This is a genomic window from Bacillus sp. T3 (assembly GCF_033449965.1).
GTDB lineage: Bacteria > Bacillota > Bacilli > Bacillales > Cytobacillaceae > Bacillus_BU.
The window spans coordinates 756,760-769,963 of sequence record NZ_CP137761.1; the positions used below are offsets into that span (position 1 = coordinate 756,760).

Below are 13,204 nucleotides of genomic sequence, written 5' to 3' on the forward strand. Positions count from 1 at the left end.
CCCGTATCAATAAAAAAAGTGGAGGGTCAAAATAATGGAAAGAACGGCAAGAGTAGTTCGGAAAACAAATGAAACAGATATCAAATTGCAATTGTCTATTGATGGGGAAGGTCAGTCAGATATTGAAACAAGCGTACCGTTTCTTAACCATATGCTTGACCTGTTTACTGAAGCACGGTCGATTTGACCTTTCTGTAGACGCAAAAGGCGACATTGAGATCGACGACCACCATACCTCAGAGGATATCGGGATTTGTCTAGGACAAGCTCTTCGTGAAGCCCTAGGTGATAAAATAGGAATCAAACGTTACGGCAATGCCTTTGTTCCAATGGATGAAACATTAGCACAAGTTGTGGTTGATTTAAGTAATCGCCCGCATCTCGAAATGCGTGCACAACTACCAAGCCAAAAGGTGGGAACCTTTGATACCGAGCTTGTACACGAATTCCTTTGGAAACTGGCACTTGAAGCGCGCATGAATCTACACGTCATTGTGCACTATGGACACAATACACACCATATAATAGAAGCAATTTTTAAAGCCCTGGCCCGAGCACTAGATGAAGCAACAACCGTTGACCCAAGGCTTAAAGGGGTTCTTCCATCAACGAAAGGAATGTTGTAGATGATCGGAATCATAGATTACGGGATGGGCAATTTGTTCAGTGTCAGTAAGGCACTTGAACGCCTAAATGTTCCCTACTTTATTTCTGAAAATAAAGAAGAGCTGTTGGCAGCAGATGCCCTGCTTTTACCAGGTGTTGGTGCATTTCGAGATGCAATCCAACGCTTAAACGAAACAGGCCTCTCGGATATGATTCGCGCATATGTCACAAGCGGAAAACCATTACTTGGAATTTGCTTAGGTATGCAGCTCCTATTTGAAGAAAGTGAAGAAGGTGGTTTAACGACTGGACTTGGCATATTACCTGGTAAAGTCGTGCGTTTTACTGGTCACACAAAGGGTGGTTTGTCCTATAAAGTCCCTCATATGGGCTGGAACAAGCTTACATATCTGCATCCTTCTCCAATTTTAAAGGATATTGCCGAGGACTATGTTTACTTTGTCCACTCTTATCATGTTGACACAGACGAGCAAGATGTGGTTATCGCTGAGGCTGAATATGATGTTAAGGTTCCAGCTGTGGTCGGGCGCGAAAATGTATACGGCATGCAGTTCCATCCTGGAAAAAGCAGCAAGCTCGGAATGGAGCTTTTGCGAAACTTTACCGAGTTAGCAGTTGAAAGGAGTCAGGTCTGATGAGCTTTACAATTTACCCAGCGATTGATATGCGAGGCGGAAAATGCGTGCGCCTCCTTCAAGGTGACTATGGTAAGGAAACGATCTACGGTGATTCACCGTTTGAAATGGCAAAACAGTTTGCCGAAGCAGGGGCTTCATGGATTCATATGGTTGACCTTGATGGAGCAAAAGATGGCAAGCGTGTCAATGATACGTTCGTGATTGAGGCCGCGCAAAACCTAAATGCAAAGGTGCAAATCGGCGGTGGTATCCGAACAGAAGCTGACATTGCTCACTATTTGGAGCGCGGTGTTGAGCGTGTCATTATCGGAAGCATCGCTGTATCAAATCCTGAGTTTGCGATTGAAATGATTCGCAAGTATGGGGCCCATATTGCTGTTGGAATTGATGCGAAAAATGGTTATGTTGCAACACACGGCTGGTTGAATACCTCAGAGCTAAAGGCGGTTGAGCTTGGAAAACGCTTTGCAGATGCAGGAGCAGAGACCTTTATTTTTACCGATATTGCGACAGATGGCATGCTTTCAGGTCCAAATGTTAATGCAGTGACAGAAATGGCTGTTGAAACGAAGAAAAGCGTCATTGCATCTGGTGGTGTTAGTTCATTAGCAGATTTAACGACACTAAAGGCATTAGTTGAAAAAGGAGTGTCTGGGGCGATCGTCGGCAAGGCTCTGTATGAAGGACGCTTTTCCGTTCGACAAGCTTTAGAAGAGGTGAGAGCATAAATGCTAACGAAAAGAATTATTCCGTGTCTGGATGTAAAAGATGGACGGGTTGTAAAAGGAATTCAATTTGTGCAGCTACGTGATGCGGGTGATCCAGTTGACTTAGCTCGATTTTATGATGAACAAGGGGCTGACGAGCTTGTTTTCCTAGACATTTCAGCCTCCCATGAAGGTCGAAAAACGATGACTGAAGTGGTAAAATCGGTTGCTTCTGAGCTTGCGATTCCGTTCACCGTTGGCGGTGGAATCAATTCATTAGAAGACATGAAGCGGATTTTACGAGCTGGAGCAGATAAGGTTTCACTAAATACCGCAGCACTATTGAACCCTGAAATTATTAATGAAGGAGCGAGCTTTTTCGGCTCGCAATGTATTGTGGTGGCGATTGATGCCAAATACGATGCAGAGCTTGGCTCATGGCGCGTTTTCACACATGGTGGTCGTAATGCGACTGAGTGGGAAGTAATACAATGGGCAAAGGAAGCGGTTAGCCGTGGTGCTGGTGAAATTCTGTTAACAAGTATGGATTGTGATGGTGAGAAAGCGGGATTTGACCTCGCTTTAACCAAAGCTGTTAGTGAAGCGGTACACGTCCCAGTGATCGCCTCTGGTGGTGCTGGAAATGCCGAGCACTTTGTGGATGCATTTGTAAAAGGAAAAGCGGATGCTGCGTTAGCGGCGTCGATTTTTCACTATAAAGAAACCTCCGTCACTGAGGTTAAAGGGTTTTTAAGGGAAAGAGGAGTGGTTGTGCGATGAATATAGAAGAAATCAAGTTTGATGAGAAGGGGCTAGTTGCCGCCATCGTTCAAGATATCGCGACAAAGGAAGTCCTCACGCTTGCTTATATGAATAAGGAGTCTTTAGAAAAATCACTAGAAACTGGTGAAACGTGGTTTTACAGTCGCTCACGTCAAGAGCTTTGGCATAAGGGAGCAACGAGCGGCAATACGCAGAAAATCCATGAAATAAAGTTTGACTGTGACAAGGATGCGTTATTAGTCTTAGTAGAACCAGCAGGTCCAGCGTGTCACAATGGTACGGATAGCTGTTTTGTTGAAAGTCTATATACAAGTGATGCTGTTGTTCCAAGTCTAACCGATTATCAAATCCTATTGACGTTAGAAAAAGTCATTAAAGATCGTGAAGAAAATCGCCCAGAAGGTGCCTATACGACTTATTTATTCGAAAAAGGCGTCGATAAGATTCTTAAAAAGGTCGGAGAGGAAGCAGCAGAGGTCATCATCGCTGCTAAAAATCGAAGCCACGAGGAGCTTAAATGGGAAGCATCCGATTTACTCTACCACCTGTTAGTACTACTAAGGGAGCAAAAGCTACCATTTGCAGAAATCTTGAACGTGCTTGAAACACGTCATAAATAGGTTTACTTTGTGTGTGGGTCGGCACCTTGATGTAAATCGAGGCTGCCGGCTTTTTCGTGTCATAAAATATGGCGAAAGCGGATAAACTGCTTATTTAGGCGGATAAATCCTTAAAAGAGGCGGATAACGGGGAAATTAGACGGATAAACAGATAATTAGGCGGATAAATACCCAAAAATGGCGGATAAATAAATTGACTCTCTGAACATGCGTCAAAGTATCGTACCTAGACAAACGATGCTACTCACCTCTGTCGATTTCTTTCTACCTACTTCCACTTCTCTATTACCTCGTTCGTATGATATACTACATAAGTTAAAAATCAATATTTTAGGAGGCTTTCATGAGTAAAGACTCTAAAGCGACAAAGCAAAAAGCAAAAATTCTATCATTCGTCCCAACGGCAGAGTACTATTTTACAAAAGGTGTAAAAGCTTATAATCGTCGGGATTTTCATAAAGCAAAAAAATACTTCCTTCGTGCGCTTCAGTTAGAGCCAGGTGAACCGATGATTACCTGTCAGCTTGCTGTTTTGTATACAGAAATGGGTGAATATCAGCAATCTAATCGCCTTCTCCATTCAGTATTAGATGAATTGGATGAAGAGTTGTATGAGTGTCATTATTTCTTAGCGAATAACTACGCTCATCTTGGATTGTTTAAAGATGCCCATCACCATGCGAAGCTGTATATGCAGCTTGAGCCTTACGGTGAGTTTGTGGAGGATACGGAGGATTTACTTCAACTGCTCACACTCGAGGCAGAAGAATTAGAAGATGACGATTTTTATGAGCATGATGATTTAATTGTTCAACAAGAGCAAGCAAGAAACCTGCTTGAATCAGGCCATTTTCCAAAGGCAATTGAGGTATTAACATCGATTATTGAAAATTATCCTGAATATTGGTCTGCCTACAACAACCTAGCCCTTGCTTATTTTTATCTAGGTGAAGTAGAGCAAGCATTCGAGATTCTTAATGATGTGTTGCAAAAGAACCCGGGTAATTTGCATGCTATGTGTAATCGGTTAGTATTTGCATACTACCAGCAAGATCGGCAGGAAGTAAATCAGCTTAAGTCCGTGCTTGAAAAAATCAAGCCGCTATCGATTGACCATCAGTATAAATTAGGGACCACCTTTGCCTTGATTAAGGAGTATGAGCTAGCCTATACGTGGTTACGGAAGCTGCATAAGCATGGGTATGAAGGGGAGGGCGCCTTTTTTTATTGGTTAGCCTATGCGGCTTACTTTACTGGTCATGAAAGTTTAGCCCAAAGCGTTTGGAAGCAGGTGCTCGAGCACAATCCTGAAAAGGAAGGCTTTGAGCCGTGGAGTGAGGACAAGGAGAAATATAGCGGTTTTGAAGAGCATGTTCCTTCTATTATGAAGAAGTTCGATAGTCAATTTGTCGAGGAAAGGCTTTTTGCCATTTTCTTAACATCTGTATCGAATCAAAAAGATGAGATATTATCAAAGGTTCTTCGTAAAAATAATAAAAATTTCTCAAGCCTTGAAAGAGAGTACCTGTCCTGCATTAAAGAAGATGATGCTGATTATGCAAAGCACTTTTCTGCTCATGAGACAGCAGAACTTTTATACCAGTATCATCAACCAATTGGTTCTGTGGAATCTGGTTTGTACCTAATGTGGTTTACAGTTTATGTGAAAATCTTAAATGAAGAGTTGTCGTTAAAAAATAAACAAGCGTGGGCTGCAGCTGTTGAATATGTTTGGCTCCATCTGCGCAATGAAAAAATTACCCAAGCAAGTTTAGCAAGCAAATATAATCTATCGCCAGCAACGCTTCAAAAGTATGTGAAATCCGTGAAGAACTTACTGGTATAGGCTGACCAAGCCGCTTCCGCTTTTCTATTTGTCCAGCTGCAGCGGCTAGCCCCTCGAGGTCATAAGCCAATCAGTCCAAAAGGTCAAAGAACGACCTTTCGGCCAGCTCGTCTTATGCTTGTCGGGGCTGACCAAGCCGCTTCCGCTTTTCTGTGAGCAGATTTTTGGACTCTAATTTGATGTTTTTATAGGATAAGTGTAGATACTAATTATTGTGTCAATACATTGATAAGGGAAATGAAGGAGGTTTGTGCAGGTGTCTGAGGAAAAAATTTATGACGTCATTATTGCAGGTGCAGGCCCAGCTGGGATGACAGCTGCTGTATATACATCACGAGCAAGCATGTCAACGCTTATGATCGAGCGCGGAATCCCAGGTGGTCAAATGGCAAATACGGAGGATGTTGAAAATTATCCTGGATTTGAATCCATTTTAGGCCCTGGAGCTTTCCACAAAAATGTTTGAACATGCCAAAAAATTTGGTGCAGAATATGCATACGGTGATATTAAAGAAATCAAGGATGGCGTTGAATACAAAACGGTCGTCGCTAGTTCGAAAGAATACAAAGCACGTGCTGTCATTATTTCAACTGGTGCAGAGTATAAAAAGCTAGGCGCTCCAGGTGAAAAAGAATTAGGCGGTCGCGGTGTATCGTATTGTGCCGTTTGTGATGGTGCATTCTTCAAAAACAAAGAGCTTTTTGTAATAGGTGGAGGCGATTCAGCTGTTGAAGAGGGTGTGTACTTAACTCGCTTTGCTTCAAAAGTGAATATTGTTCATCGTCGTGATGAGCTTCGTGCACAAGCCATTTTACAGAAACGTGCCTTTGATAACGAAAAGGTTAACTTTATTTGGAGTCATACAGTCAAGCAAATTAATGAAAAAAATGGCAAGGTTGGAAGCATCACATTAGTTTCAACAAAAACTGGTGAAGAACAAGAGCTACCAGCTGATGGCGTGTTCATCTATGTTGGAATGGTACCTCTTTCTAAGCCATTCGAAAGTCTTGGAATTACCAATGAAAATGGCTATATTGAAACAAATGACCAAATGGAAACGAAGGTACCTGGTATTTTTGCTGCTGGGGATATTCGTGAAAAAACTTTACGTCAAATTGTTACAGCAACTGGTGATGGAAGTATCGCTGCTCAAGCCGTTCAACATTATGTCGAGGAATTACAAGAAACATTAAAAGCAAAAGCATAATATTGAAACCGCGCCATATAAACGGTGCGGTTTCTTTCTTTAACTTTTATTTAATTCAATTGTAACAGTGCTGAAACAAATATAAATTACAATAAGAATAAGTAATTGACCCCCTTTATTAATTATATTATTTACGGCACAGGGAAACCTGTGCCAATTTTTTTGCACTTTAAAAAAGTATAAATTTTCAGCGGAGTTGCTTATTCGACGTAGGTGAAAATTTTAGGAATAAAGTATAAGCGCAACTACGCCTCTGTCTTCGCCTTTACAGGCTTGCCAATCGGCGAGTTTTCTTTATTTCAACCCTATGCGGAACGGTAACAATTATCGAACTACTTTCATTGTTAGAGAAACCCAATAATAGTATAATAAAAAGAATAAAGCATATATAACTTGAGTATCTTGTTCAAAGGACTCAGTAGCATTTGTCGCAGTACATGCGCTTTTCAAAAAAGATTGAGGTGTTAAGAAATGCAAAGGGTCACAAATTGTGTATTAATAAAGGAAAATAAAATCCTTCTTTTGCAAAAACCTCGTCGTGGCTGGTGGGTGGCACCTGGTGGAAAAATGGAGCGCGGTGAATCGGTAAAGGACTCTTGCATCCGAGAATTTCGAGAAGAAACTGGGATTTATTTGAAAAACCCCAATATTAAGGGGATTTTTACATTTATCATGGTTGATGGTGATAAAGTTCTTTCAGAATGGATGATGTTTACCTTTGTTGCTACCGACGCAGAAGGCCCTACACTCCACGAATCAGATGAAGGGAAAATTGCCTGGCATGATTTGGATCAAATTAACAACCTGCCAATGGCTGAAGGAGACCACCATATCATCGAATATATGATTCATGGAAAAGGAATCATATATGGGACATTTACATACACACCGGATTTTAAGTTAATGGCATATCGACTGGATCCGAGCTAAACGAGTAATGGAGGGAAGCAAATGAGTACAGGTGCAACGAATGAAACCCAAATGGTCATCATCACAGGCATGTCAGGAGCAGGAAAAACAGTAGCCATTCAAAGCTTCGAAGATATAGGTTTTTTCTGTGTCGATAACCTACCGCCTACTTTGTTACCCAAGTTTTTAGAGCTGATGAAGGAGTCAGAAAACAAAATGAATAAAGTAGCGTTAGTAATGGACTTAAGAGGTAGAGAATTTTTTGATTCCCTTTTTAAGGCATTAGATGAGCTAAGTGAAACCTCTTGGGTAACTCCACAAATTTTGTTCCTTGATGCCGATGATTCCACTCTTGTTCGCCGATACAAGGAGACGCGACGGTTTCATCCATTGGCACCATCAGGTCTTCCTTTAGAAGGGATAAAGCTCGAACGTGAATTATTAGAGGAATTAAAAGGCAGAGCCCAATTAATTTATAATACATCGCTAATGAAACCGAAGGATCTTCGTGAGAAAATCTTAACCGAATTTTCAGTCAACAAGCAGACGATTTTTACTGTTAATGTTATGTCTTTCGGTTTTAAGCATGGAATCCCGATTGATGCAGACCTTGTTTTTGATGTCCGTTTTCTCCCAAATCCTCACTATATTGAAGCAATGCGTCCAAAAACAGGTCTTGATGATGATGTTTCAAGCTATGTTTTAAAATGGAACGAAACCCATAAATTTTTAGAGAAAGTAACTGAACTGCTTGCTTTTATGCTCCCGCACTATAAGCGAGAAGGAAAAGCCCAACTGGTGATTGCTATCGGCTGCACTGGAGGTCAGCATCGCTCTGTTGCTTTAGCTGAACATATTGGACATTTTTTTGAAGGGGATTATCAAACCCGTATTAGTCACCGCGACATTGATAAAAGGAAGGAAAAAATAACATGACTACAAGTCGACAACCTAGAATTGTCATCATAGGCGGTGGAACAGGGTTACCTGTTCTACTGCGGGGGTTGAAACAATATCCTGTTGATATCACAGCTATTGTAACGGTTGCCGATGACGGTGGGAGCTCTGGGAGATTGCGTGACGACCTACATATCCCGCCACCAGGGGATGTTCGCAATGTTTTAGCTGCGTTGTCAGATGTTGAACCACTGATTGAAGAAATGTTTCAACACCGATTTAAGACTAAAAATGAGCTTTCAGGTCACTCCTTAGGGAATTTAATCCTCGCTGCAATGACATCTATAACAGGGAATTTTGTTCATGCTATTCAAGAAATGTCCAAAGTCTTAAATGTTCACGGTAAGGTATTACCTGCAGCTAATCATGGTGTTGTTTTGCACGCTGAACTAGAAGATGGTACGATTGTATCCGGTGAATCAAAAATCCCCTTTTCGGGCAAAAAAATTAAAAAAGTATTTTTAACTCCAAAAAGAATCAAGGCCCTTCCTGAATCAGTAGCGGCTATTTACCAAGCAGATTTACTCATAATAGGTCCGGGAAGCCTTTACACAAGTATTCTGCCGAATCTGCTAGTTCCGGAGCTAGGGAAAGCAGTTTGTGCCACACAGGCAAAAAAGGTTTATATCTGTAATTTGATGACACAAGCTGGCGAGACATTGGACTATACAGCAAGTGATCACGTAAAAGCGATTTACGATCATATGAATTGCAGGTTTATCGATACGATTCTCGTTAATAATAAACCGATACCTAAGGAGATACAGGAGCGGTATCAAAAGGAATATGCTGAACCTGTTTATTTCGATGTACCAAATCTGTTAGAATTGGGTGTTGAATTGCTTGAGGATGAATTTATTTGTCTTCAAGCAGGTGCGATCCGCCATGATACGAACAAAGTGGCAGAAATATTATTTTCTTTACTAGAACATGAAACAAAATAGGGGTATCAAGCGTAATACTTTAAGATACTGGTCGCGGATGGAGGTGATTTAAGGTGTCTTTCGCTTCAGAAACAAAAAAAGAACTTACGAATATCGAAGTAAAAGCATGCTGTAGTAAATCCGAACTCTCCGCTTTAATTCGCATGAATGGCTCCCTGTCGTTCTCAAATCGTAAACTTATTGTAGATATTCAAACTGAGAATGCTGCAATTGCTAGAAGGATTTATACCTTAATCAAGAAGAACTACGAGGTGCAGGTTGAATTGCTTGTTCGAAAGAAAATGCGCTTAAAAAAGAACAATGTCTATATTGTTCGGCTTTCAGATCAGGCAAAACCAATCCTTGAGGATTTAAAGATTTTAGGCGATGGTTTTACCTTCGTTCATAATATCTCCGAAGAATTGATTAAAAAGAAATGTTGTAAGCGTTCTTATTTGCGTGGTGCCTTCCTTGCAGGAGGTTCTGTGAATAATCCAGAAACCTCCTCCTATCATTTGGAAATCTCCTCCATGTATAAAGAACATAATGACTCTTTGTGTGAATTGATGAACACATTTTCGCTTAACAGCAAAACGTTGGAGCGGAAAAAGGGTACATTACCTACCTAAAGGAAGCAGAGAAAATAACCGAATTGCTAAATATCATTGGAGCGCATAACGCGTTATTAAGATTTGAAGATATTCGCATTGTCCGAGATATGAGAAACTCTGTGAACCGTTTGGTAAACTGTGAAACAGCCAACCTTAATAAAACGATTGGGGCTGCATTAAGACAGGTTGAAAACATTCGATATATTGAGCAATCAGTTGGGTTGCAGATTTTACCTGGAAAGCTACGAGAAATTGCGGAACTTCGCGTTAATTATCAAGATGTCACGTTAAAAGAATTAGGAGAAATGGTTTCGGGTGGTGCCATTAGTAAATCTGGAATTAATCATCGACTTAGAAAAATTGATGAAATTGCCGACAAACTAAGGGCAGGAAGTCCGGTAACAAAATAGAGAAAACAAAAGGGGAGAAATGGCATGTTAGAAAAACAAGTAAAGGTCAAACTGAAAACAGGTTTACAAGCACGTCCTGCTGCACTATTCGTCCAAGAAGCCAACCGGCTTTCATCAGATATTTTCCTGGAAAAGGGTGGGAAAAAGGTAAATGCTAAAAGCATTATGGGTTTAATGAGTTTGGCGATTAGCTCGGGATCAGAAGTCTCGTTAATGGCTAATGGTAGTGATGAAACAGAAGCAATTGAAGCCCTGTGCAAGTACATTTGTGATGAAGCATAAAAAAACTCGCGCTCCAAAGTTGAGCGCGAGTTTTTTTTATGTAGGAAAGCTTTTTTAAAGCTTTCGCCATGATTATTATTTTTTATCAACAGCAGTACTGCGTTCGATAATGTGATCAACTAAGCCGTATTCTTTAGCTCGATCAGCTGTCATAAAGTTATCGCGCTCTGTGTCACGCTCAATTACTTCCAATGGCTGACCAGTACGTTCAGCTAAAATTCCGTTTAGTTTATCGCGTAGGAAAAGAATACGCTTTGCAGCGATTTCAATTTCAGTTGCTTGCCCTTGTGCTCCACCAAGTGGTTGGTGAATCATTACTTCCGCATTTGGTAAAGCATATCGTTTGCCTTTCGTTCCTGCTGCAAGTAAGAATGCTCCCATGGAAGCAGCCATACCGATACAGATTGTTTGAACATCTGGCTTAATAAATTGCATAGTGTCATAGATTGCCATTCCTGGCAGTGATACTACCACCAGGGCTGTTAATGTAAATAGATATATCTTTTTCAGGATTTTCGGCTTCTAGAAATAGCAATTGGGCAACAATTGAATTGGCTACATTATCATCAATGGCGCTACCAAGCATGATAATCCGGCCTTTTAATAGGCGAGAATAAATGTCGTATGCGCGCTCGCCGCGGTTTGTTTGTTCAATTACTGTAGGAATCAAATTCATTTTTCTGTTCCTCCTTTGATCTTAATCACTCATGGGAATAGTCCCACATTTTTCTAAGTCTTTAAGGTGTTAAAAATTCTTATGTATTGTTATCATACACTGATGGTCAATTAAGGTCAAACGAATCGCCTCAGGATTCTAAAGGATTTGTTCGACAACTCTGTGATTGACCTATTTAGCCGATTTGTATTTATGACGGACCAAAATGACTATGCATTTCAGCTTAACCGCATTCAAATGTTTTTAAACAAGATTGTGTTGATTTCCACTGCATGCACTCTCTTTCCTCAAGGGAGTCTCACTCATTTCCGATCCAACCAACGCACTAAACAATATACTATCTTTTCTTATCCATGCCTTTTTCTACAAAGAAAAAACCTCTTACCTAAAAGGCAAGAGGTTTTTGGTACGCCCTCGGAGGGAATCGAACCCCCATTTTAAGAACCGGAATCTTACGTGCTATCCGTTGCACCACGAGGGCATATAGAAAATTACGGTACGTTTTAATATTATATGGTATGATACGCCTGTTGGCAAGTTTTTTCTGCTTATACAAGAACTTATGATTAGGGTTTTAAATTAACACTCAACATTTACTAAAATTTTATATATGATAGATATAAATCATAAATTTTCTGAAAACATCAAAGGAGGAGAGGTAGATGGAGTTAAGACCAGGGTTATCGCAGCAGCAAACAATGAAACTAACAATGACACAGGAGCTTTCTCAAGCGATTGCGTTATTACAATATTCATCTGTAGAGCTTGTTGATTTTTTAGAAAATAAAGCACTTGAGAATCCACTACTTCAAATTAAAAAAAGCCAAAGAGATGTCGTTCGTCCGAAAAAAAAGGGGAATGGCAAAAATTCAAATGATAAGGCATGGATTGAGCAATTAAGTGATCAACGGTTTACGCTAGCAGACCATTTGACCCCTCAAATTCAAGATTTATCAATAAGTCCAAAACAAAAGCAGCTGTTAAATCACTACATATTTCATCTCGATGACAATGGATATTTTACCTGGAGACCTGCAGGAAATAGCGAATCAATTTAGAATTCCATTTTCAGAAGCTGAGATGTATTTATTGATTTTACAAAAGTTCGATCCTGCCGGTATTGGCGCTCGAAATCTTAGGGAGTGTCTTCTCATTCAAATCCAACGACTTGGAAGTGAAAATGAACTGGCACAAACGATCGTTTCTGAGCATTTTACGATGTTTGCGGAGAAAAAATGGAAAGCGCTTGCAAGGGTATTGGAGATCGATGTTAAAGAGATTCAACACGTATTTGATTTTATTTTAACCTTAAATCCAAAGCCAGGGGCTGCGTTTCATTTCGAGAGAGCAGCGTATGTCGTTCCTGATGTAATGGTTGTTCAGGAAGGTGAACAGTTTATCGTTCAATTATTTGATAGCATTATTCCAAAAATCGAATTGAATAAAGAATATATCTCGAATATATCTTCTTATCATGATAAAACGGTAAAGGAGTTTATTCATGATAAACAACAGGATTTTCACTGGATCGTCAGGAGCTTAGAGCAACGTCAAAAGACCATTCTAAATGTAACAAGTAAAATTGTGGAGAAACAAATCGCTTATTTTGAAAAAGGTCCGAGTTATCTTAAACCAATGACGATGAAGGAAATTTCAGAGGAAATAGGTATCCATGAATCAACTGTGAGCAGGGCAGTCAGGGAAAAATATGTTCAAACTCCATTTGGAACGGTTGAATTGAAATCTTTCTTTACCAATGGGATTGAGTCAGTCTCCGATGAATCCATGTCCTCCAGTAAGGTAAAAGAAGCAATGGAGAAATTCTTTAAAGAGGAAAATAAGCAAAAACCTTTATCGGATTTAGAAATGGTTCAACTATTAAAAGAGAAACAAGGCATCATTGTTTCACGAAGAACGGTCGCAAAGTATCGTGAGCAGCTAGGAATTCCATCCTCCTCAAAACGAAAAAGGTATGATTGATTGCTAGTCTTTTTGAAGTGGTGTATA

General features: G+C 40.3%; 11 protein-coding genes, 1 tRNA gene and 4 pseudogenes. 14 read left to right on the forward strand and 2 right to left on the reverse strand.

Features of this window, described 5'->3' with window-relative positions; all coding sequences use genetic code 11:
• The first annotated feature begins 34 nt into the window (after nucleotides 1-34).
• From hisB to RGF10_RS03865, 12 genes and pseudogenes are all read left to right on the forward strand, one after another.
• Nucleotides 35-626 (forward strand): annotated as a pseudogene (hisB, locus tag RGF10_RS03810) (imidazoleglycerol-phosphate dehydratase HisB).
• Nucleotides 627-1,262, forward strand: coding sequence for an imidazole glycerol phosphate synthase subunit HisH (gene hisH, locus RGF10_RS03815; RefSeq protein ID WP_318507443.1), 636 nt, complete (start codon nucleotides 627-629; stop codon nucleotides 1,260-1,262).
• Nucleotides 1,262-1,993 (forward strand): 1-(5-phosphoribosyl)-5-[(5-phosphoribosylamino)methylideneamino]imidazole-4-carboxamide isomerase, encoded by a 732-nt coding sequence (gene hisA / locus RGF10_RS03820; protein WP_318507445.1) that lies wholly within the window; start codon nucleotides 1,262-1,264, stop codon nucleotides 1,991-1,993. Before hisH ends, hisA begins: the two co-directional genes overlap by 1 nt.
• The gene (hisF, locus tag RGF10_RS03825; RefSeq protein ID WP_318507448.1) at nucleotides 1,994-2,752 is read left to right on the forward strand and encodes an imidazole glycerol phosphate synthase subunit HisF; all 759 of its coding nucleotides are present in this window, start codon (nucleotides 1,994-1,996) and stop codon (nucleotides 2,750-2,752) included.
• Nucleotides 2,749-3,375: a bifunctional phosphoribosyl-AMP cyclohydrolase/phosphoribosyl-ATP diphosphatase HisIE gene (gene hisIE / locus RGF10_RS03830; RefSeq protein ID WP_318507450.1), complete on the forward strand. Its 627-nt coding sequence runs from the start codon at nucleotides 2,749-2,751 to the stop codon at nucleotides 3,373-3,375. The genes hisF and hisIE overlap by 4 nt, the downstream gene beginning before the upstream one ends.
• 343 nt (nucleotides 3,376-3,718) lie before the next feature.
• A complete protein-coding gene (locus tag RGF10_RS03835) occupies nucleotides 3,719-5,221 on the forward strand; it encodes a tetratricopeptide repeat protein (RefSeq protein ID WP_318507452.1) in 1,503 nt (500 codons plus the stop codon).
• A gap of 256 nt (nucleotides 5,222-5,477) precedes the next feature.
• Nucleotides 5,478-6,429: pseudogene (trxB, locus tag RGF10_RS03840) on the forward strand (thioredoxin-disulfide reductase).
• A gap of 471 nt (nucleotides 6,430-6,900) precedes the next feature.
• A complete protein-coding gene (locus RGF10_RS03845) occupies nucleotides 6,901-7,359 on the forward strand; it encodes an 8-oxo-dGTP diphosphatase (RefSeq protein WP_318507454.1) in 459 nt (152 codons plus the stop codon).
• Nucleotides 7,360-7,380: 21 nt separating this feature from the next.
• On the forward strand, nucleotides 7,381-8,274 hold the full coding sequence (rapZ, locus tag RGF10_RS03850; protein ID WP_318507456.1) for an RNase adapter RapZ: 894 nt from the start codon (nucleotides 7,381-7,383) through the stop codon (nucleotides 8,272-8,274).
• Complete coding sequence (locus RGF10_RS03855; protein WP_318507458.1) at nucleotides 8,271-9,239, forward strand: gluconeogenesis factor YvcK family protein; 969 nt, start codon at nucleotides 8,271-8,273, stop codon at nucleotides 9,237-9,239. The genes rapZ and RGF10_RS03855 overlap by 4 nt, the downstream gene beginning before the upstream one ends.
• Nucleotides 9,240-9,292: 53 nt before the next feature.
• Nucleotides 9,293-10,239 (forward strand): annotated as a pseudogene (gene whiA, locus RGF10_RS03860) (DNA-binding protein WhiA).
• Nucleotides 10,240-10,263: 24 nt separating this feature from the next.
• Nucleotides 10,264-10,521 (forward strand): HPr family phosphocarrier protein, encoded by a 258-nt coding sequence (locus tag RGF10_RS03865; RefSeq protein ID WP_318507460.1) that lies wholly within the window; start codon nucleotides 10,264-10,266, stop codon nucleotides 10,519-10,521.
• Between the two features lie 75 nt (nucleotides 10,522-10,596).
• Here the strand turns inward: RGF10_RS03865 and clpP are convergent.
• Both clpP and RGF10_RS03875 read right to left on the reverse strand, forming a co-directional pair.
• Nucleotides 10,597-11,197, reverse strand: a pseudogene (clpP, locus tag RGF10_RS03870) (ATP-dependent Clp endopeptidase proteolytic subunit ClpP).
• Nucleotides 11,198-11,606: 409 nt separating this feature from the next.
• A tRNA-Arg gene (locus RGF10_RS03875) sits at nucleotides 11,607-11,678 on the reverse strand.
• 181 nt (nucleotides 11,679-11,859) lie between these two features.
• Here RGF10_RS03875 and RGF10_RS03880 point away from each other — a divergent pair.
• Together RGF10_RS03880 and rpoN are read left to right on the forward strand one after the other, a co-directional pair.
• Nucleotides 11,860-12,255: an RNA polymerase factor sigma-54 gene (locus RGF10_RS03880; RefSeq protein WP_318507463.1), complete on the forward strand. Its 396-nt coding sequence runs from the start codon at nucleotides 11,860-11,862 to the stop codon at nucleotides 12,253-12,255.
• A complete protein-coding gene (gene rpoN / locus RGF10_RS03885) occupies nucleotides 12,203-13,177 on the forward strand; it encodes an RNA polymerase factor sigma-54 (protein ID WP_318507464.1) in 975 nt (324 codons plus the stop codon). The genes RGF10_RS03880 and rpoN overlap by 53 nt, the downstream gene beginning before the upstream one ends.
• Nucleotides 13,178-13,204 lie beyond the last annotated feature (27 nt).